The sequence below is a fragment of the Thermogymnomonas acidicola genome (assembly GCF_014646795.1).
In the GTDB taxonomy this organism is placed as follows: domain Archaea; phylum Thermoplasmatota; class Thermoplasmata; order Thermoplasmatales; family Thermoplasmataceae; genus Thermogymnomonas; species Thermogymnomonas acidicola.
Genome location: NZ_BMNY01000001.1, coordinates 779,829 through 800,778, shown reverse-complemented (window position 1 = coordinate 800,778; position 20,950 = coordinate 779,829). Strand labels below are relative to the sequence as shown.

Below are 20,950 nucleotides of genomic sequence, written 5' to 3'. Positions count from 1 at the left end.
CCCCTCCTGCGGGCCCGGGGGGGTTTGAACCCCCGACCACCTGGTTAAAAGCCAGATGCTCTACCTAGCTGAGCTACGGGCCCCTTGAGCTGCGGTGACGTTGATTATTAGACCCAATATAAACGTTCCGAGATCTTCTGCGTCCGCACGCAAACCGTAAATAGCAGCCAGGGGATTGAGACGGCATGGCAAAGGCTATGGTCGCCGCCGTGACCCCGTTCAGGAACGGCAGCCTGGACAGGGAGGCGGCATCTAGGCTCGTTGAGTTTGCCAGGGCCATGGGCTTTGACGGCCTCTTCTTCGGCTCCTCCACCGGCTGGTCTGCGGCCCTGAGCAGGAAGCAGCACATGGAGCTCATGGAATTCGCTGCCAGCCAGGGCGGTGTAGAGGTCCTTGCAGGCATTTCCAGGAACAACGTGGATGAGACCCTGGAGATGGGTAGGTTCGTTTCTGACCTGGGCATCAGAAGGGCGGTCCTGGTCACGCCATACTACCATAGGTACAGCCAGGCCTCCATGTTCCGCTACTTCTCACTCATATCCTCCTCGCTGGATCTCGATGTTTACCTCTACGACAACCCCGCCCTTACAGGGACATCACTTTCCCTGGAGACCGTGAGAAGGCTCCATGAGGAGTGCAGCAACGTGGTGGGCATCAAGGACAGTTCGGGGAGCGTAAAAAGGATCGCTGAACTTGCAGGCCTTGGCATCAGCGTCTTCCAGGGCAAGGACAGCGTGCTCCTCGAATCCATAGAGGCTGGTGCAGAGGGGGGCATATGCTCCACGGCGAACTTCACCAACCTCACAGCAGTCATAGTACACGGGGAGAAAGAAGAGGCAAGGGAGGCCCAGGAGAGGGTGAAGAGGGTCGTGGAGGTCATATCGAAGTATGAGGTGCCTGTGATCCACAACTACCTCTTCAGAAGGATCGTGCTTGGAGAGGCCGAACCTTCCAGCTACACGGTTGAGCCATTCCAGGAGATCCACCCCTCCCCGGAGCTGGAGGAGGTGGAGAGGGAGTGCAGATCATTTTTTAAGAGAAGGAGGTATGCAGAGGTATGAAGGTAGCAATAGAGGGCGAGGTCAGGACTCTCGTTGCAGTGTGGTTTGAGGACAACGTTGTCAAGATCATCGACCAGAGGAAGATACCGGAGAGCGTTGAGGTCTTCAAGGCAAGGAATTCCGACGACATAGCCTTCGCAATAAAGGACATGGTTGTAAGGGGGGCACCGGCCATAGGAGTGACCGCGGCATATGGCCTCGCCCTGGCAAAGATGAACGGAGAGGACATGGAGAGCGCGGTAAGGAAGATAGGCTCAACCAGGCCAACAGCCTACGACCTCTTCAAGGCCATACGCTACATGAAGGAGAACAACTACGACATGAACGCTGCCAGGAGGTACGCGAACGAGATATCCGGCAGGTGCAGGAAGATAGGCGAGTACGGGAACGAGCTCATACCGGAGAACGGGAAGATACTGACACACTGCAATGCAGGGGCCCTGGCCGTCCTTGACTGGGGGACTGCGCTTGCCCCGATCAGGTTTGCAAAGATGGAGGGCAAGAACCCGTTCGTGTTCGTGGATGAGACGAGGCCGAGGCTTCAGGGTGCCAGACTGACCGCGTGGGAGCTGGCCCAGGAGGGCATAGACCACGCAATAATAGCGGATAACGCCGCCGGTTTTTACATGAGGAGGGGCGAGGTGGACCTTGTAATAGTGGGTGCTGACAGGATAGCCTCCAACGGGGACTTCGCAAACAAGATCGGCACATATGAGAAGGCTGTGCTGGCAAAGGAGAACGGGATACCATTCTACGTGGCAGCCCCCGGGAGCACGTTTGACTTCTCCCTGAAAAGCGGGGATGAGATACCCATAGAGGAGAGGGACGAGAACGAGGTCCTCTTCGTTAACGGTAAGAGGCTAGGCCCAGAGGAGAGCAGGGCAAAGAACCCGGCCTTCGACGTGACACCTGCGAAGTACGTCACCGGCTTCATAACAGAATACGGCATATACAAGCCCAGCGAACTATCACAGATGAAGGCCAAGATAGAGAGGGACCTGTTCATGAGGGTGTGAGGCCCTGGGCCTCCACAAGTTTCCCCTGCTTCACGGGCCAAGAACGTAAAAACCTGCTTTTCCAAGGGCCTTAAGCCTGAATCCCCTATACTCCCGCACGGTGTGCTGAAAGCCCGTGTGGCGGCCCCGGTTGCGCTCCCGAGGCATGGGGGTAGGGGTGCAATCAAAGTTTATAGAGACGTTGGGATACGCTGACGTGGCTCAGGAGAAACAGATAACACCGTGGGAGGTCCAGGGGGAGCTCACGGACACTGATTACCAGAAGGTCGCAAGGGAGTTCGGCGCGAAGATCATCGATCCAGAACTGACGGAGATGATAAGGAGCGCCGCTGGCGAGGTACATCCCTACATCACAAACGGGACCTTCTTCGCACATAGGGACCTCGACATGCTGCTCAGCGACTACCGGAGTGGAAAGCGCTTCTACCTCTACACCGGCAGGGGGCCATCAGGCAAGATGCACCTTGGCCACCTAATACCGTTCATATTCACAAAGTGGCTGCAGGACAGGTTCGGAGCTGACCTCCTCATCCAGATAACTGATGACGAGAAGTTCCTCTTCAGAGACCTGGAGATGGAGGACATAAGGAAGTACACTGAGGAGAACATACTGGACATCCTTTCCCTCGGCTTCAGGCCCGAGAACACGCACATAATAGTGGACAGTGAGCAGGCAGGGATACTGTACAACCAGGCCATCCGGGTCGCCAGGCACATAAACGTCTCTCTGGCCAGGGATGTCTTCGGCTTTTCTGACAGCGACAACGTTGGCAAGTTCTTCTTCACATCCATGCAGGCGGTCCCGGCCTTCCTGATCCCGGCACTCACAGGGAGGGACGAGAGGTGCCTCATACCATACGCCATCGACCAGGACCCCCACTTCCTTGTGGCCAGGGACGTGCTGCCGAAGATAGGCTACAGGAAGCCATCCTCAATCATCTCAAAGTTCATGCCTGCACTCAAGGGCTCCGGCAAGATGTCCTCCTCGGATCCGAACTCGGGCATCTACCTGGACGACGACCCCAAGACCGTGAGGAAGAAGATGATGAAATACGCATTCTCTGGGGGCAGGGCCACGGCAGAAGAGCAGAGGAAGTTCGGTGCGGTGCCGGAAATAGACTTCGCCTACAACATATATAAACTGCTTGAGCCGGACCAGGGGAAGGTGAGGAAAGTCTACGAGGAGTACAGGAGAGGGGCACTGCTCAGCGGAGAGATGAAGCAGATAGCGACGGACAAGATAAACGAGTTCCTCGAGGAGCTCAGGGCCAGGAGGGAAGAGGTCAGGAGTGAGGTGGACGCTTACAGGTTTTCAATTGACAAGGTAATGCGCTGACAGAAGGCAATAAACCTGCCTTCAACCTCACTCTTTAATAGTCATCCACGGCAATGTCCTGTTGCTAGGAGACACCGGCACATCGAGAAACTTTCAGAAGCATGACAGCGAGCCGCGCTTCCCGTCCCCTCGCGGAAGACAGTACAACGCGGCACACAGCGGCCTTTACCTTCGGGTTCGGAATGAGACCGGGTGTGACACCGCTGTTATGGCCGTCACGACCACTGAATATGGAATCTGTATAAAATTGTTTCGCACTCGACCTGCAGGCAGTTCGAACTGGCGGTTTCCCATGGCCTCCAGGGCAACAAGAGGCCTCCGGGAAAGTGTGGCTTGCGTCCTTGCCGCATCTATCACTATTTTATATTGAATAAGCATAATGACATGTGAGCTACCTTATAGTCACAAGCCGCTGCCCCATCACACATGAACAGTCAAAGGGAAAGGAGACTGTGAAAGAGAACGTTGGGGGAGTGGCCACGGCCCTCAGGAAGCTCATGCAGAGGGAGGGTGGCGTCTGGGTCTGCTGGGGAGACGGCAACCTGGACAGCAACTATGAGGTCGAGGACCTCGGCAAGTACAAGATAGTGAGGGTCATACTCAACAGAACGGAGAAGGAGGGCTTCTACGACGAGTACTCGAACGGCACACTCTGGCCACTCTTCCACTACTTCAGGGACAGGATAAAGATGTCCCACAGCGCGTTCAAGGCTTACAGGGCAGTCAATGAGAAGTTCGCCGAGAAGATAAGCAAGTACATCGAAAACGATATGATCGTGTGGATACACGACTACCAGCTTACCCTGGTCCCCGGCATGCTCAGGGAAAAGGGCATAGAGAACGTGATTGTGTTCACCTGGCACATACCATGGGTGGCTGGTGAGTTCTTCGCCATACTGCCAGAGAGCGCCCAGATGATAAGGAGCATCGCCTCCAGCGACCTGGTAACCTTCCACACTGAGGTCTACCTGAAGAACTTCCTCAACTCCTACAGGATGCTGGTGGGCGACAGCAGTGAACTCGAGAAGAAGCTCATGGCCCTTCCCCTGGGCATTGACGACGCGTATTACAGGATGAGGCGCGGGAAGAAGATGAAGAGGGAGCTGCTGGAGGGAAAGAAGATCATATTCTCCATAGACCGCCTGGACTACACGAAGGGCCTCACCAACAGGGTCCTGGCCATAGAGAACCTGCTCAAGCGCTACCCGGAGTACGTCGGCAGGTTCGTGTACGTGATGATCGTGACGCCGAGCAGGATCACTGTGCCGGAATATGCCATGATGAAAAGGGAGCTGGAGATGACCATAGGTAGGGTCAACGGTGAGTTCGGCTCGATCTCCTGGTTCCCGATAATATACATGTACAGGAAGATAAGCGACAGGGCCCTTGTTTCCTATTACAGGAGTGCTGACGTTGCCCTCATTACCCCACTCATCGATGGCCTCAACCTGGTGAGCAAGGAGTTCGTCGCTGCGTCTCACAGTGGCGTCCTGATAATATCGAAGTTCGCTGGTTCGGCCTACGACCTCAAAGACGCACTGATAGTGAACCCGAACGACATAGACCAGGTCGCGGATTCCATAGTGGCAGCCTTCAGGATGACTAAGGAGGAGATAATGAGAAGACTCGAGAACATGAAGAGAGAGGTCAGTGAGCACAACCTCTTCTGGTGGACGGCACAGATAAGCAGGGTGGCAGAGCACATCATGGGTGAGAGGAGTGCAGAGCGCAACCAGGGGGAGATCAGGTACAGCTGAGATACTGGAACAGATGGGGCCAGGCGACCAGGTGTTCCTTGACTACGATGGCACCCTGGTTCCGATATCCAGCGACCCAACATCGTGCTTTGCAGACAGAGAACTGCTGTCCATCCTCGACGGCCTAGGCGAGGAATATGACATGTACATTGTGACGGGCAGGAGTGCCGAGGACATGAGGAGGTTCCTGCCCCCCAGGTACAGGGTGATAGCGCTCCACGGGGCACTTCTCCTCACCAGTGAGGGGGATGTCCCCCTCATACCAGATTACAGCAGGTACGTGGAGATCTGCAACTCCATCGCCCTCAGGAAGAACGAGATAAGGGAGATGTTCCATGGCGCCAGGCTCTACAACAAGGTGGGCGGCATAACTGTGAACACATGGCTCATGGACACGGCTACCAGGGGACGGCTGGAGGATTTCATGCGCTCGCTTGCCGAGGAGAGCGGCATGGAACTCTACTTGGGCAAACAGGTGGTTGAGCTCCGTATCCCTGGAGTGAACAAGGGAGACGCCATAAGGAAGTTCAGGAAACATGGCAGGAAGGCCCTGATCGCCGGTGACGACATCACCGACGAGGAGGCGTTCATCAAGAACTCTGACGCCCTGACAGTCAAGGTCGGGCCGGGGGAGACTTCCGCAAGGTACAGGGTCTCGGATTACATGGAGATGAGGTCGCTGCTCAGGGAGCTCATAAGGAGGTCATAGCCCATTTATGTTGTATAGGTCACGCCTCCTGTCCTCGAACGGGTCACCCTCTCCCCTGGCAACCCTCAGCAGGTCGAGGTCTATGTCCACATGTATTACGCACTCGTCCTGGCCTGCGTCGGATATGACCTGGCCCAGGGGCGATATGACGCACGAGTGGCCGTAAAATTGGCCCCCAGCGTTGTCTGATGCTATCACGAAGCAGGAGTTTTCCACGGCCCTGGTGCGGAGTATCGGGAACCACATCTCCGAGATGTCCGTGACAGATGACCACGCGGCCTGGACAACGAGTACCTCGGAGCCCAGGAGAGTGAGGTACCTGGCCTGCTCAGGGTACAGGATGTCCTCGCCCTTCAGTATCCCTATGTTCAGCTCGCCCACGTAGAAGGGCTCTATGGGTGCGTACCCCTTCTCGAACACCCGCCTTTCCTGCGGGCCACTCCTGGCGTTCAGGTGCACCTTCTGGTACTTCCTCTCCACCAGCCCCAGCTCCGTGACTACTGTTGAGGTGTTGAAGGGCCTCAGCGACCCGAAGTTCGATTCCACAATGCTGACCACCAGGTTCGTTGAGTACTTCCTGGCAGATTCGACCATCCTCTCCATGAACGGGCCGGAGATGGCCTCGGCCTCTCTGTTCACCCTTTCCGGGTTTTCGAAGTCTGGCATGAGCATCTGGTATTCAGGGAAGACCACAAGGTCCGTGGAACCAGGCCTGACAGTATCGAATGCCCTGAGGCACTTCTCAAGGTTCTCCTCCTTCGAGGCTGAGGGGGACATCTGGACAATCTCCACGCTGAACCTATGCATGCAGGTCACCACCACTGGAGCCGAGCTTCTCGGGCAGGTATGTGTCCGTCACGTAGTCAAGCCCGTACTTCGCAAGTGCCTGCTGTTCCGCCTTCCTGTTGATGGACAGCATTGTCTCGATCTCCTGCCTCCAGAACTCTGTCTGGAACCTGGGATCGGAGAGTTCCGCGTGCAGTGCCGCAATGTCTTTCTCGTTCAGCTTGTCGGTGGGCAGGTCGTAGTTAAGTATGTCAGACGCTGTTACGCCGACGAACTCCGCAGTGGGAACAGCAAGGTACTCCGAGATGTGGGCGGTCTTTATTGCACCGTATGCTATGGATGCATATATTCTAAACGACCACGGGTCCCCGTCCGTGAATACGTAGATAGGCAGGTGCATCTCCTCATTCAGCCTCTTGAGTAGCCTCCTTGTGCTCCTTGCCGGCTGCCCCTTGAGGTGCACTATTATCGCCCTGAACTTCTCATCGAAGCCATTTTCAACGAGCCTGTCGAACATACCACCGGTCTCCACGGCAAGCACTAGGTCTGCATCAGCGTCCTTCAGGACCAGGTTGTCCCTCTCCACGTTATATGGTATCGCGTACCCGCCCTCACCCACATCGTCCTTGCAGTTTATCTTCTTCATCTGCCCCTTCCTGTTCCTCTCGAGCACAGTAAGGTTCCCTATGACGCTGGCTCCGTTCTCCTCAGGCCTCAGCTTCATGTCCTCGCGCAGCAGGCCAAGGAGGATCTCCAGGTCCTCTGCCATCATGTTCGACTCGTCCTGGGTGGCGAACTTCCCGTGCCCCCAGCCCTCGGAAATGTAGTACATTTCCCTGAGCGTTGAAGACTTGTTGGCCGAGAGCATCTCCTCGATGAAGTCCATGACGTAAAGGGCCTTGACCAGGTACCCTGCGCCGTCCGTTGTCTGGGCCCCCCTCACCACCTTTGATGTGCCGTATTTCCACACGGAGGCAAGTGGGTCGAAGACAATGTTATCCTTAGTCCTGGCCGGAACTTCCAGGTATGGCACTTCACCGCTGACTACCTGCTGGTATATGGATTCCGCGAGGCTCCTTATCCTGGCGCTGACCTCATCCTTCATGCTCGCCCACCACCAGGCCCCAGTCTCCGGGCAGCGGGTCGGCACCCAGTACCTGCTCCTCGCTGAGCCCCCTGTAGAATACCGAGATGTTCTGTGCCTCGGTGCCGAGGTGGAACTCCGCCTCCTCTCCGGGGGCAAGGCTCAGGTGCCCGAGGTGCCTGTCCTCTCTCGCCGCTCCCCTCACCCTTGCGAAAACGTCGAACTCCCTCTCCTTGCCGGAGAGGTTGATGACCCTGAGTGTCCCGTTCCTTCCAAGGCTGAAGAGGACGACCCTGGCGACCCTTACAAGGAGGGGCCTTATGTCTGGCTCATCCCTCCCTGCTATCTTGGCCGCCTTCCTGGCTATTTCCGGGATCAGCTCGCTAACAAGCTGGAACCTCTCCTTGTTCTTCTCCCTCCTCTTCCTCCTCTGCAGGTGGAGCTTCAGCTGCCTGCCCGCAGACATGAGGGCACTCCTTATCTCCTGGACTATCGGGTCAACGGGGGCTATTGCTTCCTTCGACTCCGACGAGTAAGGCAGCCTTATACCACACACGTGGACCAGGATTATTGCTGGCCCGAACGGGATGCCCTGTCCGTTCCTCTGCTCGAGGCCGTATGGCCTCCAGTCCACAGACTGCACGGCCTGCGTTATGGCGCACGAGCCCGGCTGGTAAAGCAGCGGTACCTTGTTGGCGTACCTCACCACCTGCACCTGTTCCATGGGGTTCAGGGCACCGCCGTATACCATGCCCACCTCCACCTGGAACGGCATGCCGTTGTAGACGGATGGCTTTCTGACGATGGGCTCCGCGTAGAACGAGGGCTCCAGGTCGCCGTACACTGCCCTGAGGCCCAGCTTTATGAATTCCCCGCCCAGTGGTGAGAGCACGTCAGTCCTTGGCGGGGGGAGGTCGGCCCCCTCTGCCACTTCCCTGATCTTCATCGCCTCGGCGGGCGTGATGGACTGCGGCTCCCTCTTGGGATCTATGCCTGCTCTCGACAGTACCGATTGAGCCACGTCCTCGCTCATCCTCCCGAAAGTGTCTGTGAGGAAGTGCAGCATGTCATTCGAGGGTGAGGCCTGCGCGAGCTGCCTTATCTCGCCTGCCTCCAGGCCCCTCAGGTATGGCTTGCTCTGCTTCGGCGGGGCAGGGGCCACTCCTGTTGACCTGTGGAAGACGTACACCTTTCCATCTGGGTCCCTGAACCTCATTTCCATGTGTGGGTTAGCTACCGCGGTCTGCCTCACGTACTCAAGGACAGACTGTCTGCCGGTCTGGTACCTTCCCCTCAGGGGCATGCTCACCACTGTGCCGTGCTCAAAACCCACTATTACCGGTTTCTCAGAGTGTATGTCCGCCCTGTTCCTGGCCACGTCGATGCCCATCACGACCTCATAGCCAACGTCTTCGTCCTCCGTCTTCGACACTATCCGTGAAGGCTGCCCTGTGCTTATCTGCCCGTACAGCACTGCGGCGGTTATCCCGATACCCTGCTGACCCCTGGACTGCCTGAACGAGTGGAACCTCGAACCGTAGAGAAGGCGGCCGAAAACCTCAGGAATGAAGCGCCTCTTTATCCCGGGCCCGTTGTCTGCAACAGTCACCGTGAAGACATCCCCGCCCTGCCTATCAATGGAAATGGATATTTCAGGGAGGATGGAAAACTCCTCGCACGCGTCCAGGGAGTTGTCCAGCGCCTCCTTGACTGCCATGAAGAGGGCCTTCTGGGGAGAATCGAACCCCAGGATGTGCCTGTTCTTCTCAAAGAACTCGCTTATCGATGCCTCCCTGTACCTGCCCTCGTCCCTCGGGGCCTGGGGCAAAGGAACCACCCTGCCTCATCCGAAGTAGCCCAGGTCCTCCTTCTGCTGGACCTTATTCTGTATGTCTTCCTGCATCTTCTCCGTTATCTGCTCTATCTCCCTGCTCCTCTCCTCTATCTCTGACATGTCGACGTCTATGTTGAGTATCCTGCACAGCGCCCTCAGTACCTCCCTGGCCCCCTTCGGGTCCGCAAAGTAGCCGGAGGTCTCGCCCATGAGGCATGCTCCTCTTATCGAGTACACTTCCTTGGCCAGGCCGAGTATAACGCCAGCTGACCCAACTATGCCACCACCGGGCTCGCCCTTAGGAAAGACAACACCCCCCTTCTTCAGGGGTTCCACTATGTCCTCATCCGTGACAGCACCTAGCACCCTCGGGGCCTCGACTATCTTGCCAGTGCTGTAGCCGCCCAGGGTATAGATCATGTTGACGCGCAGCTCCTTCGCAATGTCAAGTATGGCGCCGGAGAGCTCGTACTGCCCCTCCTGAGTCGTGCCCTGGAAGTCGCCCACAAGCACCAGGAGGTCGAACTTCCTTGGGATCTTCTTGTGGTAGATGGAGTTCCTCACAAGCCTCACAACGCTGTCATCGCCTATGAACACCTGAGGCGGGAAGTACTGCGAGAATATGTCTATTATCTTCTCCATCCCCAGTGTCTCCACCAGGTAATCGGCCGCTATCTTGCCCACGTTGCCGATACCTGGGAGGCCACTCACGAGGATTGACTTTGAGATCTTTGGTTTCTTGTAATATTTAATTTCTATCCTGTTCAGCACCATCGGACACCAACTCCCTCAACCTGTACCTCTGGAACCTGTCCTTCTCCGAGTACCTCGGGGGCAGGGCCATCATGGTCAGGCCACCACACTGCGGGCAGTTCTCGCGCATCGTGTATGCACCGCACCTGGGGCACTTGCGTATCAGGGACTTCATTTCGACTGGAACCTTGTGAACTCAAGGGATACGTTGTATTTCCTTGCATTTTCCTGCAGAATCTGCACCGTGTTTTTCAATACATCCTCAGCTGACTTATAATCTTTCTCAATCACTGTGAGCCTGTACCTGGGGGCCCCGGCATACTGTATGTTCACCTTCTGGCTGAGCACGGGCACAAGCACTTTCTTGATGTCCTCAACTCCCCTGGACGACAGGGAGTATGCCTCCACATAGCCGCCTATCTTTACGTAAGGTACAGTTATGTTTTCCTTTGCCACCTTCAGAAATACTTCCTTCCAGTCCCCATCCACGTCTGGAAGCCATTCCTCCGATGCCGCAGCGTCCTCAAAGGCAGCATGGAGGTTTCCATACCTCTCAACCAGGTCGTCTGCGAACTCAGTGTAGCACTGCTCAACACTCTTTCCCAACTGCTGGGCCACAATTTCGAGGAGCTTTTCAGCCTTCTGCTCGTTCTTCCATTCCTGGATCTTCTCACGTTTCTGGTGCTCGTTGACCCTCTTGAGGGAGAGGTCCACATAGCCCCTGGTCTGGTCAACGTTAAGCACCTTGCATACGGTCCTCTGACCCTCCCTCAGGTAGTCCTTGATGTGCCTTACCCACCCTGTGGCCACCTCAGCTATGTGGATGAAGCCCTCCTTGCCCTTGTACTCGTCGAGCTCCACCTTTGCGCCGAAGTTCTTGACCTCCTTTATCGTAACAACGACGAGGTCACCGACCTCAGGCAGGTCCTTCCTCATTTTACCTCCTCAACAACATCTGAGGCAACCGCTGTGGATCCCCCCGTGGGAACCGCCAGCGTTGAGCCGCATATGGAGCACACCACCTTGGAAGAGACCTTGGAATACGTGATCTGCTCGTTACCGCAGTCCTTGCACTTAACCTTTATGAACTTATTGCCGGCGAACTTAATCTTTTTGAACTTAGCATCGGCCATTTACTGCGCCTCCAGCAGCTCGAACTTCTTTGCCCTCTGTGTGGGCCTGGTTATGGCCTTACCGCACTCCTCACACCTGAACCTCAGGGACAGCCTCTTGGTTGGCTTTTCCCTGCCCTCGAACCTTGGCCTGGGGAAACCTCCGTAACCTGAGGTGACCCTCCTGAACCTCCTCTGTCCTGCCTTAAATTCACTTGCCTTCTTTTTCCTTACCCTTTCCACCTCGTGCATCGTGTGCTTCTTGCAGTAAGGACAGTACATCTTGATGCTCTTTGGCATTTTCAAACAGACCACATCTCCTGATCTTGAGTGTGCCTCAGGGTTATGTCTGCTCTCAATATAAGTTTTCGGAGTCTCCTTTCAGGGGCCAGGCCTTCTCTGTTACCTGTAAGCCTGCGAATTCAACATAATTATATACGGAACCGGTATTACCACGTGAAGTTCATGGCGAAGAACACCGGAAACATAGTGAAGCCCATGGATGTTCTGAGGAACTCCATAGACAAGAACGTCCTGGTGGACGTTAAGGGAAACAGGGGGTACTCTGGCATACTGGAAGGATACGACATCTACATGAACCTAGTGATCAGGAATGCCGGTGAGATTATAGGCGGAGAGAACAAGGGAGTTTATGAGAGGGTGCTGGTGAGAGGGGATAACGTGATCTTTGTCTCACCATCAAAGGGTGATTGAAGATGAGCAATGGAACTGCCGCTCTGGGCAAGATGAACAATAGGAAGGTGCACGTGACATGTCGCAGGTGTGGGCATCACACCTACCACGTGAGGAAGAAGAGGTGCTCCCACTGTGGATTCCCTGCCCCTAGGATCAGATCATACAGATGGGCAAAAGCCAAGTGAATACTGTGCTGTCGTAGGTTACAAGGGCGGTGGGGAAGCACTCGATAGCCTCCTGACCTCCCTCAAGACCCTGCAGCACCGTGGCCAGGAGAGCGCTGGCATTGCAGTTTTCAAGTCAGGGTCTGTACAGGTTCACAAGGGCATGGGCCTGGTATCGGAGGTCTTCAACCCAAAGTACTCGGACTTCTCTTTCCTGGACGGCTCAAGGGTAGGAATAGGGCACACCAGGTACTCCACCGCCGGCAGGAAGACGGTTGAGAATGCGGGGCCATTTGTGGTCTCGAGCTCCGTGGGTTACATAGCGATATCCCACAACGGCGAGATAACGAACGCAGAGCAGCTGAAGGAGAGCATGAAGAGGAGGGGTGCAACCTTCCAGACCACGTCCGACACTGAAGTCATGTTAATGGAGATATCCCGAGACGTAAACGAGTTCGGGATCGTCAACGGGATAAAGCAGGCCATGAACAGGCTCAAGGGGGCATACTCAGCAACCCTCCTGATAAACGACAGGCTTTTCGCCATCAGGGACCCTCACGGCTTCAGGCCCCTTGTCATAGGAAGGCTGCCAGATGGGTACCTGGTGGCCTCCGAATCCTGCGCTATCGATGTCCTAGGTGGTGAGCTCCTCAGGGACGTCATGCCGGGCGAAGTCGTTGAGATAAGGGAGGACGGCCTGCATACACTCTTCGTTCAGGCAAGCAAGAGCATATCTCACTGCATGTTCGAGTATGTCTACTTCGCGAGGCCTGACAGCATCATAGACGGGAGGGAGGTCTTCGATACAAGGATCGAACTCGGACGCAGGCTCGCCAGGGAGCACCCCGTAGATGCGGATCTGGTCATACCGGTACCAGACTCCGGCAGGTCTCAGGCACTGGGTTACTCCATGGAATCTGGGATTCCATACAACGAGGGCCTGATAAAGAATAGGTTCTCGGAGAGGACGTTCATAATGCCCACGCAGGAACAGAGGCGGAACGCTGTCAAGGTCAAGCTGAATGCAATAAAGTCGACGGTGAAGGACAAGAGGGTAGTGCTCGTGGACGACAGCATAGTCAGGGGCAACACGATGAAGCATATCGTCGATATACTGCGCAGGGCCGGGGCCAGGGAGATACACGTCAGGATAGGTTCTCCAGAGATAATCGCGCCCTGCTACTTCGGCGTAGATATGAAGACAAAGGACCAGTTCATTGCGGCTGGAAGGACAACCGAGGAGATAAGGAAGGAGATCGGTGCAGATTCGCTTGGATACGTGTCAATAGAGGGCCTCGTGGATGCAATAGGCTTCCCCGCAGAATCCCTGTGCCTGGGGTGCCTGACAGGTAAGTACCCTGTCACGATACCCGGCGAGAGGCATGCCGCCCAGAGCGAACTCGAGAACTTTTGAACCCTGCCCTCTTCACATCAGCAACGAACCTAGCTATAGCCTCTTCCCCCAGGTCCCTTCCCAGCAGGTCGGCCCTTGAGGCTATGGCTATCTTGCAGGCAAGCACCCTCGCAGCCCGGCCCCTGTCCTCTGCCCTTAGAGAGGAGATCAGTGGGGCCTTGAATATGCAGCCGTGCTTGGGCGGTGGCGACCCAGAGGTGAGGTGCCTGAACAGCGCTCTCTCGGCCCCCACTAACTGGATCCTGCTTGCTGGCAATGATGCCAGGCGCCTCAGGCCACCTGTCCTGTAAAGCAGCTCCAGGGTTGCCTCCAGTCCCACCAGCCGCAGGGTGTTCGGTGCGACTTTGAGTGCCTTGCCCTCCAGGTCTGAGAGGAGGGTCTCCCTGGCATCGCACAGAGACCTTATGCCAGATATCACACTCTCATCAATCGATCCAGGCCTCAGGGCCCTCAGGTAGGAGCAGATGTCCCCGGAGGAGTACTCCTTGCCCTCCGCCTCCTCAATGTAAGATACCCTGGAGACCAGGCTGTTCAGGGCTGTGTCCAATTCCTTCTTCAGCAGGTAACCCCTTATGAGTACCTGGTCCTCTGTGAACTCCTCCCTGAGCCTCTTTTTAGCATATTCTATCATCGCCTGCCTGAGGTCTATTCCCGGCCTCGTCCCACCGGTCTCTGGCACCGACCCTGACCTGAGGCTGTCAAAGACCCCTATGAAATCCCTGTCTAAATCCCTGAAGAATTCAGTGGCCTCTCCTCGCCTGACCCCGTACCACCTTACGCTCCTTCCTGACATCAGGCTTCTTCCTCCCGGCGGGCTCCCTGGGCTTCACAAGCACCCGGTCGAAATCCACGACCTTCAGGGAGTCCATGCTGTCGTGTGGCACGAGCATCTTGCCCGTGCCGACCACCTGGTTATCGTCCGTGATCACGCATACCCTGTCCCCTGGCCCGGGATGGCCGATTATGTGCTTAATCCCGCCAGCGTAAAGGTCCGAACCGTGGGCGATGTTCTCCACAGCACTCTTCTTAACAACCACTTTCGGTACGTCGGAGAACAGGGAGACCATGGGCTTTACCACGGATTTGACCAGCCTGGCATCGCCGGCCTTCAGGAGGGCGAAGGCGTCGCTGACCTGCTGCAGTGTCACCGCCTCCTTTTCTGTGAACGGGCCGGTCCTGACCCTCCTCAACTCTACCATCTGCGCCCCCGTGCCTAGGGCGTAGCCCATGTCCACGCACAGCGTCCTGATGTATGTCCCGGACTCGCAGACAACCCTGAACATCACGTACCTTCCATCCCTCTCGACCAGGCTCAGGGAGTGGATGCGCCTCACCCTGATGCTCCTGGAGACAGCGGACTTCACCGGCGGCAGCTGGTATATGTCGCCTGTGAATTCCTGGAACACCTGCTGGAGCCTCTCAGTGGGCACATCCCTGTGCAACAGCATCACGCATACGTACTCCTTGCTCTGCTCGTGCGCGACCTCTATGAGCTTCGTTGCATCCCCCAGGGCCACAACAAGTACCCCGGTTACCTGAGGGTCCAGCGTGCCGACGTGCCCAACACGCTCCGTGCCGGTTATAGTCCTGATCCAGTAGTCCACCTGGTGGCTCGTGGGGCCCTTCGGCTTATCTATCACTATGAAGCCGTTCAGTTCAGCACCGGTAGCCCTTGCTGAGCCTTGAGAAGACCTCATTCACAACTTCCTCCGGAGAGAGATTCTCCGTATCTATCACAAGGTCATAGAAGGAGCTGTCCATGTAGTCTATGCCGTACAGGTGCCTGTACCTCCTCAGCTCGCTCTCCTCTCTCCTCACGAGGTCGCTGAAGGCCTCCTGGTAGCTCTGCCTCTCCCTGGAGGCCAGCCTCCTGGCCCTCGTCTCCCGGCTCGCCTCCAGGAATATCTTGAGCGCATCTATGCCGTTCCGGTAACAGAGCCAGCCCACAAGGCGGCTCTCTATCACGAAATCGTCGCTCCTTCTCAGGAAGGACAGGAGGTCGCTGTCCAGCTCCATGTCGATCTCAGGATGGGACTCGGCGTATTCGTTGAACTCCTCTATTGTCATTCCCAGCTCCCTCGCCTTCTGCCTGAAGAAGACGCCGCCTGATACGTACTCGTAACCAGTCCTCTCCGCCAGTAGCCTTGCCACTGTGGACTTTCCGCTCCCGATTCCACCACTGATGGCGATCCTCATTCAGTCCACTGTCTGCGTCTTCTTCTCCAGTTCCCTTATCTTGTACGTGAAGTCAACCAGTTTCATGACCATTGTTATGAAGTACCCGACAACGAGGCTCACCAGGGCATACATGATTATCCAGTACGGGAAGATCCAAGCGTGGGCTAGCTGTATGTTCACGTTGAAGTCCCATGGGAAAGCCACGACCCTGTAAGGTATCTCACCCACGAAGACGTAGAGCCATGCGAATATCAGGAAGGTGAAGACTGTCAGGACCATGAAGGGCTTGAGCGTGTTCATGGATATGACCTGCTGGTCCAGAGCCATGTCCATCCTTATCTTCTGGAGCTTCTGAAGCCTGTCCCTCTGGTTGTTCCTGTACGCCTCTGTGATTGCCTTTGACAGTGCCCTGGACCTCTCCTGGATCTGGCCCATCTTGACCCAGTCGGTGAAGAAGTACCTGGGCACGGAAGTTATTATGCCGAGTATCAGGCCTGTGAATATGAGGGATATGAGAGGGTACATGTAATTGAAGCCGAGGAGGGGAACGAAGACCCTGTTCATCCCCATCCCTATGTATGTCCTGAGTGATGGGGATGCAACGATGAACAGCATGACCAGGCTCACCATCATATATATCATCTGGAAGCTCAGCATCTTCCTCATCGCTTCCTGCTGAGCCTGCTGCTGACTCACCTGAGTGTTCTGCTCTGCCATGGTCACACCAGCTTCGATAATATATTTTCAGCAGCTATGTTAGGTTTTCCCTCTGGGTTCTCTATGAAGTTAACTGTCGCTCCTGTGTATATGGAATAGGCCACTGCGAAGTACCTGTTGACTTCCTGGTGCGTCCGTATCTCCTCCACGGTGTCGTCATCCCTCGAGCGTGTGGGGTCCATCTCCCTCCTTCTCTTTATCAGCACAGGGTCTGCCTCGATCAGGAAGTATGAAGCGATCTTGAGCTCCCTGAGCACCCACTCTGGAAGGCCCGGGAGGTAGCCGTTCTTGGACTTTATGGACATGTGGGTATCGACTATCACATCATCCATCCTGCCTATCGCAGATGAGGCCTTTTTCTGCAGGTTTATCTGCGTGTCCACGGGGAGTTTCCTGATCTCGTCCCTGTTGCTCACAAGTCCTATGTCCTTTGCCATCTCAAACATGAGGGTGCCAAAGTTCACGATCTCGTACTTCGACCTCTTCGCCACTATCTCCAGGACTGTAGACTTGCCAACTCCAGCAACACCTGCAATGACAACGCGCATTTAACCACCGACGAAGAACTGCCTTATCACAGGGTGCATCTCCATGAGCTGTTCCCTGCCCATTGCCTCGTAGAACTGGATCACTATGCCAACAGCGAGCAGGAGACCCGTACCGCTGGTGTCCCCCACTGTGCCTATGAGGTTTGCCCCTGCAGCCAGAAGGCCCACCACAGCGCCGCTGAAGACGGTGATTGCAGGGATGTACTTCTGGAGCACCCTCTCCATCACCTTCGGGTCCCTCCTGAACCCGGGTATCTGCATGCCTGAGGACATTATCTGCCTGGCCACAGCAGACGGGCCCATGTTCGTAGTCTCGATCCAGAACTTGGCAAAGAGCACGCTGGCCCCCACCATGAAGAGGACGAACACAATGACGTGTATAGCCTCCTCCCAGGGCGTGTGCCCGAGCAGGACTGACTGTCCCGTTGAGGGCTGCAGTATCGGAAACAGCCAGTCAGACAGGCCATTGGGTGCAGCGAGGTAGTACGCCAGCCCGCCCACAGGGGTGGTGCTGGATATGCCGTACTGCGAGATCTGGGAAGCGGTCGGGTAAGCCCCCAGGTACCTGTCATGGCCCAGGATGGGCACCTTGCTCAGGACTGGGCTGGACCAGAAGAGGAGTGTCCACATGGATACATTGGCCAGGAGTGCAGTTGCCAGGATAACAGGTATGTTGGATGCGTAGAGCAGCTGGAGCGGGTACCTGCCCCTGGCACCCCTCACCCTCTCGTGTGCTATAGGCAGCTCAATCTTGCTGCTCTGGAAGTAGGCAACGAGGAAGAATATGAAGAGCGTTCCAATGAGGGCTATCATCGGGTTTGGCTGCTGGAAGAGTATTGAAAGCATCCCTGTGTTGCTAAGGTATGATGCGGACGAGTGCGTGAGGATGTAGAACATCTTCGGCAGTGCGCCCGCAGGCGGGTTCGAGAGGGAGAGCGGCGATGTCGGGGTTGTGGGGAGCCAGTTGAACGTGCCCGTAATGAGCTGCTGTGAGACACCTGCTGCGATGAAGAGAGATATTCCAGAGCCTATCCCGTACTTCGAAACGACCTCATCCATCAGGAAGACGAGGTATGAGCCGAAGAATAGCTGGAGGACTATCACTGTCTCCGCAAGGAAGTGCCCGAATCCTGGCGCAAGGGCGTTCAGCCTGGAAACGAGGGATGCGTCCGGTACAAGGTACCCGAATGCCTGCGGTATGGCCTCCACAAATATCATTATTATTACCATGAGCTTCTGGACGCCCTGGTAAATGGCCCTGTCTGATGTGTCCTGTAGGTCAAGGTTGAATATCTTCGCGCCTGCGAAGAGCTGCATCACTATGCTCGCAGTGACTATGGGGCCGATACCGAGGTCCATGAGCGAGCCAGATGCGCCTGCAAATATTGCCCTGAACGCAGCGAATACGTCGATTGTATCGGTCCTGTTCAGGCCGTAGACGTAGACGTTTGTGAGAGCAAAGTAGAGGATCACCACAAGGGCAGTCCACATCAGCTTGTACTTGAACTGGACGTGCCCCTTGGGCTTCTTGATGGCCGGGAGCTTGGACGTGAGGTTCTCAAGCCCGTAGAGCCTGCTCTTCTTCGGGCCCTTGTAGCTGGCCACCAGGTAAATGAGGTAAAATACGGGTGAGGTGAGGACCGCCGCGACCACCAGCTTCGCTGCCCCGTAGTGCCCGAAGTACCAGAAGCCGACGATTACCAGTGCGTAGAAAATTACGACCGGGATAGCGGCCGCTCTATTCCTCTGAATCTCCGCCATCTACTTCAACCGTGACACCATGATTGGAAAGCTTATTTATTGCTTTTTGCGTCGCCCTGGCCACTTTTATGTGGCCCCTGAACTCAGGCACACCGGCCCCGAGGAGCCTGGTGTAGCCAGCGGCCCTGAGGTCAACTGTCACAGCATCCCCATCCCTGGTCGCGTAGCCATCCCTCTCGAGCTGCTGCAGCAGCTGGTTGAGCTTCGATATGTTTATCGGGTTCTCTGGCGCCTTCCTGTGGTGGCTCACGAACCCCTTTCCGCCCAGGTGGAGCCTGTCGTACTTGAGCATCCATATCCACCTGTGCTTCCCCATTCCTGCGTTCCCTGAGCCTCCACGCTTTCCCTTGCCCCTTCCTGCCTTCCAGCCACGGCCGTAGTGACCGCCCCTCAGCTTCTTAGTTTTCTCCCTTACCATTGAGATCAACCCCTGAGATCAGCATCCTCTTGATCAGCTGGTTTATGGCCTTACCCCTGTAGCCCAGTGTGCCCCCCTGTGTCACGGGCTTCCTTATGTACTCGTAGCCCTTCACAGGCGGGTTCAGCCTGAACACCGGCACCAGTGGCTCCAGGTCTGTGAGCTTCTTTCCGGCCAGTATTGCGTCCGCCAGTTCCTCGTAAGAGGAGTAGCCGAGGGATGACAGTGCCTCCCTGTCGAGAGGCCTGTGGCCCTTCAGCTGTGCCCTGTACTTGAGAAGCATGACCAGTGTCTCCCGGTCTATCTCACCCCACGTGACGTAATCCTTCACCACCTGCAGCATGCCCCTGTGCACATCGTCCTCGGGCACCAGGACCAGGTGGTTGATCCTGTGCAACCTCATGAGTGCCGCGGTCTTCTCCGCGTCCGGCCTGATGCCGGTCCTTCCCCTAACTCTTAACACTGCCAGCATTAGCAACACTCCCCGCATATATTGGCGTTGACAGTTTGAGCGCAGGGTTTATCTTCATTATGGAGGTCTGCCTCAGGGCATCAAATGTGGCCAGAGCGTAGTTCACAGTGGTCTTCGTGTGGCCCTTGGCGAAGCCCCAGGCGTCCTCGATGCCTGCCATCCTGAGTATGATCTTGGCCACATCTCCGACTGCCCTGCCCAGGCCCTGTGGCGCAGGCTTGAGCACCACTTCAACGGAGCCCGACTTCCCGACGACCAGGAACGGCAGCGTGTGGGCCCTGCCACAGCCGCACTCCCAGGAGCCACAGCCTCTCCTGATCTCCAGTATGTTGAGCTTCGCGTTGTTCACTGCCTTCCTTATGGCAGGTGCAGCCTCCTTGGCCTTGCCCCTTCCCACACCGACAAAGCCATCGCCGTTGCCAACCACCGCGGTCACAGAGTAGTTCATCCTCCTTCCGGAGTCTGTCATCCTCTGTGCCCTCTCTATGTATATTGCCTCATCCATCAGGTTTGGTAAGAGGATGTCAACTATCTGGTACTCCTTCAGTGGCAGCCTTGACCTGATGGCCTCTGACATCGTCTTTATCTTGCCCTCGGCCACCAGCTTCCCGAGCTGCGTCTTTGGGACCCAGTCTTCATCAGTCACTGAACCACCTCCAGGGCCCTCTTCATCTCATCGATACCGCTGAACCTCTTGCTGTCCTTCAGGTGCTTTCCCTTTATCCTGTCTTCCGAGGGGAGGATGCTCTCGTCGTGCGGAACGTAAAGGCCAGCATCGACGGCACCCTTGAGGACAGCCGTTATCCTTCCGCCCCGTGTCAGTTTCCTGCGGCCTATGTCAAGGACAGCCTCCTCCACCTCCCTGGAAAGCGCAAGCTTTCCCAGCATGTAGCCCACCAGGTAGCAGACGGGGGTGCTGTTGCCATCAACCTGGAGCCCCCTCTTCCTGAGGCTCCTCTCGTTGACCGTGGCGACCACTATGTCACCCCTCGGGCTGAACTTCACTATCTGGGCCTGTATCCCCTTTCCCGAAGGCCTCACCACGAGCCTCGGTAGGCCTGACTTGACGAGGGCAAGCCTCTTCCTGTAGTCGGTAATGCCCTCCCTCTTCCTCTTGAACACTCTAACGTGCAT

Annotated in this window: 26 protein-coding genes, 1 tRNA gene and 1 rRNA gene; 8 read left to right on the top strand and 20 right to left on the bottom strand. The window is 56.2% G+C overall.

The annotated features are described in order from the left end of the window. Positions 1–9: 9 nt before the first annotated feature. Positions 10–83: transfer RNA gene (locus IEW66_RS04065), tRNA-Lys, on the bottom strand. 102 nt (positions 84–185) lie between these two features. Here IEW66_RS04065 and IEW66_RS04060 point away from each other — a divergent pair. From IEW66_RS04060 to IEW66_RS04050, 3 genes are all read left to right on the top strand, one after another. After that, entirely contained in the window at positions 186–1,061 is an 876-nt protein-coding gene (locus tag IEW66_RS04060; protein ID WP_188680519.1) for a dihydrodipicolinate synthase family protein, read from the top strand. Continuing rightward, complete coding sequence (mtnA, locus tag IEW66_RS04055; RefSeq protein WP_188680517.1) at positions 1,058–2,077, top strand: S-methyl-5-thioribose-1-phosphate isomerase; 1,020 nt, start codon at positions 1,058–1,060, stop codon at positions 2,075–2,077. The genes IEW66_RS04060 and mtnA overlap by 4 nt, the downstream gene beginning before the upstream one ends. A 196-nt stretch (positions 2,078–2,273) precedes the next feature. Next, positions 2,274–3,413 (top strand): tryptophan--tRNA ligase, encoded by a 1,140-nt coding sequence (locus IEW66_RS04050; protein ID WP_188680515.1) that lies wholly within the window; start codon positions 2,274–2,276, stop codon positions 3,411–3,413. 99 nt (positions 3,414–3,512) lie between these two features. On the opposite strand, the gene rrf is transcribed toward IEW66_RS04050, so the two are convergent. Next, positions 3,513–3,633, bottom strand: a 5S ribosomal RNA gene (rrf, locus tag IEW66_RS04045). Between the two features lie 166 nt (positions 3,634–3,799). Here rrf and IEW66_RS04040 point away from each other — a divergent pair. Both IEW66_RS04040 and otsB read left to right on the top strand, forming a co-directional pair. Continuing rightward, positions 3,800–5,170, top strand: coding sequence for an alpha,alpha-trehalose-phosphate synthase (UDP-forming) (locus IEW66_RS04040; RefSeq protein ID WP_188680513.1), 1,371 nt, complete (start codon positions 3,800–3,802; stop codon positions 5,168–5,170). Continuing rightward, positions 5,133–5,879 (top strand): trehalose-phosphatase, encoded by a 747-nt coding sequence (gene otsB / locus IEW66_RS04035; protein ID WP_188680512.1) that lies wholly within the window; start codon positions 5,133–5,135, stop codon positions 5,877–5,879. The genes IEW66_RS04040 and otsB overlap by 38 nt, the downstream gene beginning before the upstream one ends. Here otsB and IEW66_RS04030 read toward each other — a convergent pair. From IEW66_RS04030 to IEW66_RS03995, 8 genes are read right to left on the bottom strand one after another with little or no spacing between them, the layout of a single operon-like run. After that, complete coding sequence (locus IEW66_RS04030; protein ID WP_188680510.1) at positions 5,874–6,686, bottom strand: carbon-nitrogen hydrolase family protein; 813 nt, start codon at positions 6,684–6,686, stop codon at positions 5,874–5,876. The two genes, otsB and IEW66_RS04030, sit on opposite strands and share 6 nt — an antisense overlap. Continuing rightward, entirely contained in the window at positions 6,679–7,770 is a 1,092-nt protein-coding gene (locus IEW66_RS04025) for a DNA topoisomerase IV subunit A (RefSeq protein ID WP_188680508.1), read from the bottom strand. Before IEW66_RS04025 ends, IEW66_RS04030 begins: the two co-directional genes overlap by 8 nt. Beyond that, positions 7,760–9,577: a DNA topoisomerase VI subunit B gene (locus tag IEW66_RS04020; protein WP_188680506.1), complete on the bottom strand. Its 1,818-nt coding sequence runs from the start codon at positions 9,575–9,577 to the stop codon at positions 7,760–7,762. The genes IEW66_RS04025 and IEW66_RS04020 overlap by 11 nt, the downstream gene beginning before the upstream one ends. 15 nt (positions 9,578–9,592) lie before the next feature. Next, positions 9,593–10,357 carry a proteasome assembly chaperone family protein gene (locus IEW66_RS04015; RefSeq protein ID WP_188680504.1) on the bottom strand — a complete coding sequence of 255 codons (765 nt, stop codon included), beginning with the start codon at positions 10,355–10,357 and terminating at the stop codon, positions 9,593–9,595. Further along, positions 10,332–10,511, bottom strand: coding sequence for an RNA-protein complex protein Nop10 (locus tag IEW66_RS04010; RefSeq protein ID WP_188680503.1), 180 nt, complete (start codon positions 10,509–10,511; stop codon positions 10,332–10,334). Before IEW66_RS04010 ends, IEW66_RS04015 begins: the two co-directional genes overlap by 26 nt. Next, positions 10,508–11,272 (bottom strand): translation initiation factor IF-2 subunit alpha, encoded by a 765-nt coding sequence (locus IEW66_RS04005; RefSeq protein WP_188680502.1) that lies wholly within the window; start codon positions 11,270–11,272, stop codon positions 10,508–10,510. Before IEW66_RS04005 ends, IEW66_RS04010 begins: the two co-directional genes overlap by 4 nt. After that, entirely contained in the window at positions 11,269–11,469 is a 201-nt protein-coding gene (locus IEW66_RS04000; RefSeq protein WP_188680501.1) for a 30S ribosomal protein S27e, read from the bottom strand. The genes IEW66_RS04005 and IEW66_RS04000 overlap by 4 nt, the downstream gene beginning before the upstream one ends. After that, complete coding sequence (locus tag IEW66_RS03995) at positions 11,470–11,754, bottom strand: 50S ribosomal protein L44e (RefSeq protein WP_188680500.1); 285 nt, start codon at positions 11,752–11,754, stop codon at positions 11,470–11,472. A gap of 159 nt (positions 11,755–11,913) precedes the next feature. Here IEW66_RS03995 and IEW66_RS03990 point away from each other — a divergent pair, with 159 nt between their 5' ends. Genes IEW66_RS03990 through purF form a run of 3 tightly spaced genes read left to right on the top strand, consistent with a single transcriptional unit; the run spans position 11,914 to position 13,722 of the window. Next, on the top strand, positions 11,914–12,162 hold the full coding sequence (locus IEW66_RS03990) for an LSM domain-containing protein (RefSeq protein ID WP_188681221.1): 249 nt from the start codon (positions 11,914–11,916) through the stop codon (positions 12,160–12,162). A gap of 2 nt (positions 12,163–12,164) precedes the next feature. Next, positions 12,165–12,329, top strand: a complete 165-nt coding sequence (locus IEW66_RS03985) for a 50S ribosomal protein L37e (RefSeq protein ID WP_075056261.1) — start codon at positions 12,165–12,167, stop codon at positions 12,327–12,329. Further along, positions 12,277–13,722: an amidophosphoribosyltransferase gene (gene purF / locus IEW66_RS03980; RefSeq protein WP_188680499.1), complete on the top strand. Its 1,446-nt coding sequence runs from the start codon at positions 12,277–12,279 to the stop codon at positions 13,720–13,722. The genes IEW66_RS03985 and purF overlap by 53 nt, the downstream gene beginning before the upstream one ends. On the opposite strand, the gene IEW66_RS03975 is transcribed toward purF, so the two are convergent. From IEW66_RS03975 to IEW66_RS03930, 10 genes are read right to left on the bottom strand one after another with little or no spacing between them, the layout of a single operon-like run. Beyond that, positions 13,670–14,515 (bottom strand): NOP5/NOP56 family protein, encoded by an 846-nt coding sequence (locus IEW66_RS03975; protein ID WP_229657484.1) that lies wholly within the window; start codon positions 14,513–14,515, stop codon positions 13,670–13,672. The two genes, purF and IEW66_RS03975, sit on opposite strands and share 53 nt — an antisense overlap. Continuing rightward, positions 14,463–15,419, bottom strand: a complete 957-nt coding sequence (locus IEW66_RS03970) for an RNA-guided pseudouridylation complex pseudouridine synthase subunit Cbf5 (protein WP_229657483.1) — start codon at positions 15,417–15,419, stop codon at positions 14,463–14,465. Before IEW66_RS03970 ends, IEW66_RS03975 begins: the two co-directional genes overlap by 53 nt. Next, complete coding sequence (cmk, locus tag IEW66_RS03965; RefSeq protein ID WP_075056259.1) at positions 15,379–15,918, bottom strand: (d)CMP kinase; 540 nt, start codon at positions 15,916–15,918, stop codon at positions 15,379–15,381. Before cmk ends, IEW66_RS03970 begins: the two co-directional genes overlap by 41 nt. Then, positions 15,919–16,617: a DUF106 domain-containing protein gene (locus IEW66_RS03960; RefSeq protein WP_188680495.1), complete on the bottom strand. Its 699-nt coding sequence runs from the start codon at positions 16,615–16,617 to the stop codon at positions 15,919–15,921. 2 nt (positions 16,618–16,619) lie between these two features. After that, positions 16,620–17,165 (bottom strand): adenylate kinase, encoded by a 546-nt coding sequence (locus tag IEW66_RS03955; protein ID WP_188680493.1) that lies wholly within the window; start codon positions 17,163–17,165, stop codon positions 16,620–16,622. Next, positions 17,166–18,926, bottom strand: coding sequence for a preprotein translocase subunit SecY (secY, locus tag IEW66_RS03950; RefSeq protein WP_188680492.1), 1,761 nt, complete (start codon positions 18,924–18,926; stop codon positions 17,166–17,168). Next, a complete protein-coding gene (locus IEW66_RS03945) occupies positions 18,904–19,344 on the bottom strand; it encodes an uL15 family ribosomal protein (protein WP_188680491.1) in 441 nt (146 codons plus the stop codon). The genes secY and IEW66_RS03945 overlap by 23 nt, the downstream gene beginning before the upstream one ends. Beyond that, positions 19,325–19,816 carry a 50S ribosomal protein L30 gene (locus tag IEW66_RS03940; RefSeq protein WP_188680490.1) on the bottom strand — a complete coding sequence of 164 codons (492 nt, stop codon included), beginning with the start codon at positions 19,814–19,816 and terminating at the stop codon, positions 19,325–19,327. Before IEW66_RS03940 ends, IEW66_RS03945 begins: the two co-directional genes overlap by 20 nt. Continuing rightward, positions 19,794–20,462: a 30S ribosomal protein S5 gene (locus IEW66_RS03935; RefSeq protein WP_188680489.1), complete on the bottom strand. Its 669-nt coding sequence runs from the start codon at positions 20,460–20,462 to the stop codon at positions 19,794–19,796. Before IEW66_RS03935 ends, IEW66_RS03940 begins: the two co-directional genes overlap by 23 nt. After that, positions 20,459–20,950: a 50S ribosomal protein L18 gene (locus IEW66_RS03930; RefSeq protein WP_188680488.1), complete on the bottom strand. Its 492-nt coding sequence runs from the start codon at positions 20,948–20,950 to the stop codon at positions 20,459–20,461. Before IEW66_RS03930 ends, IEW66_RS03935 begins: the two co-directional genes overlap by 4 nt.

Coding starts and splice junctions, on each gene's coding strand:
- IEW66_RS04060 (WP_188680519.1), top strand. CDS start 186: ATGGCAAAGGCTATGGTCGCCGCCGTGACCCCGTTCAGGAACGGCAGC.
- mtnA (WP_188680517.1), top strand. CDS start 1,058: ATGAAGGTAGCAATAGAGGGCGAGGTCAGGACTCTCGTTGCAGTGTGG.
- IEW66_RS04030 (WP_188680510.1), bottom strand. CDS start 6,686: ATGCATAGGTTCAGCGTGGAGATTGTCCAGATGTCCCCCTCAGCCTCG.
- IEW66_RS04025 (WP_188680508.1), bottom strand. CDS start 7,770: ATGAAGGATGAGGTCAGCGCCAGGATAAGGAGCCTCGCGGAATCCATA.
- IEW66_RS04015 (WP_188680504.1), bottom strand. CDS start 10,357: ATGGTGCTGAACAGGATAGAAATTAAATATTACAAGAAACCAAAGATC.
- IEW66_RS04010 (WP_188680503.1), bottom strand. CDS start 10,511: ATGAAGTCCCTGATACGCAAGTGCCCCAGGTGCGGTGCATACACGATG.
- IEW66_RS04005 (WP_188680502.1), bottom strand. CDS start 11,272: ATGAGGAAGGACCTGCCTGAGGTCGGTGACCTCGTCGTTGTTACGATA.
- IEW66_RS04000 (WP_188680501.1), bottom strand. CDS start 11,469: ATGGCCGATGCTAAGTTCAAAAAGATTAAGTTCGCCGGCAATAAGTTC.
- IEW66_RS03990 (WP_188681221.1), top strand. CDS start 11,914: ATGGCGAAGAACACCGGAAACATAGTGAAGCCCATGGATGTTCTGAGG.
- IEW66_RS03985 (WP_075056261.1), top strand. CDS start 12,165: ATGAGCAATGGAACTGCCGCTCTGGGCAAGATGAACAATAGGAAGGTG.
- IEW66_RS03975 (WP_229657484.1), bottom strand. CDS start 14,515: ATGTCAGGAAGGAGCGTAAGGTGGTACGGGGTCAGGCGAGGAGAGGCC.
- IEW66_RS03970 (WP_229657483.1), bottom strand. CDS start 15,419: ATGAGGTCTTCTCAAGGCTCAGCAAGGGCTACCGGTGCTGAACTGAAC.
- cmk (WP_075056259.1), bottom strand. CDS start 15,918: ATGAGGATCGCCATCAGTGGTGGAATCGGGAGCGGAAAGTCCACAGTG.
- IEW66_RS03960 (WP_188680495.1), bottom strand. CDS start 16,617: ATGGCAGAGCAGAACACTCAGGTGAGTCAGCAGCAGGCTCAGCAGGAA.
- IEW66_RS03955 (WP_188680493.1), bottom strand. CDS start 17,165: ATGCGCGTTGTCATTGCAGGTGTTGCTGGAGTTGGCAAGTCTACAGTC.
- secY (WP_188680492.1), bottom strand. CDS start 18,926: ATGGCGGAGATTCAGAGGAATAGAGCGGCCGCTATCCCGGTCGTAATT.
- IEW66_RS03945 (WP_188680491.1), bottom strand. CDS start 19,344: ATGGTAAGGGAGAAAACTAAGAAGCTGAGGGGCGGTCACTACGGCCGT.
- IEW66_RS03940 (WP_188680490.1), bottom strand. CDS start 19,816: ATGCTGGCAGTGTTAAGAGTTAGGGGAAGGACCGGCATCAGGCCGGAC.
- IEW66_RS03930 (WP_188680488.1), bottom strand. CDS start 20,950: ATGCACGTTAGAGTGTTCAAGAGGAAGAGGGAGGGCATTACCGACTAC.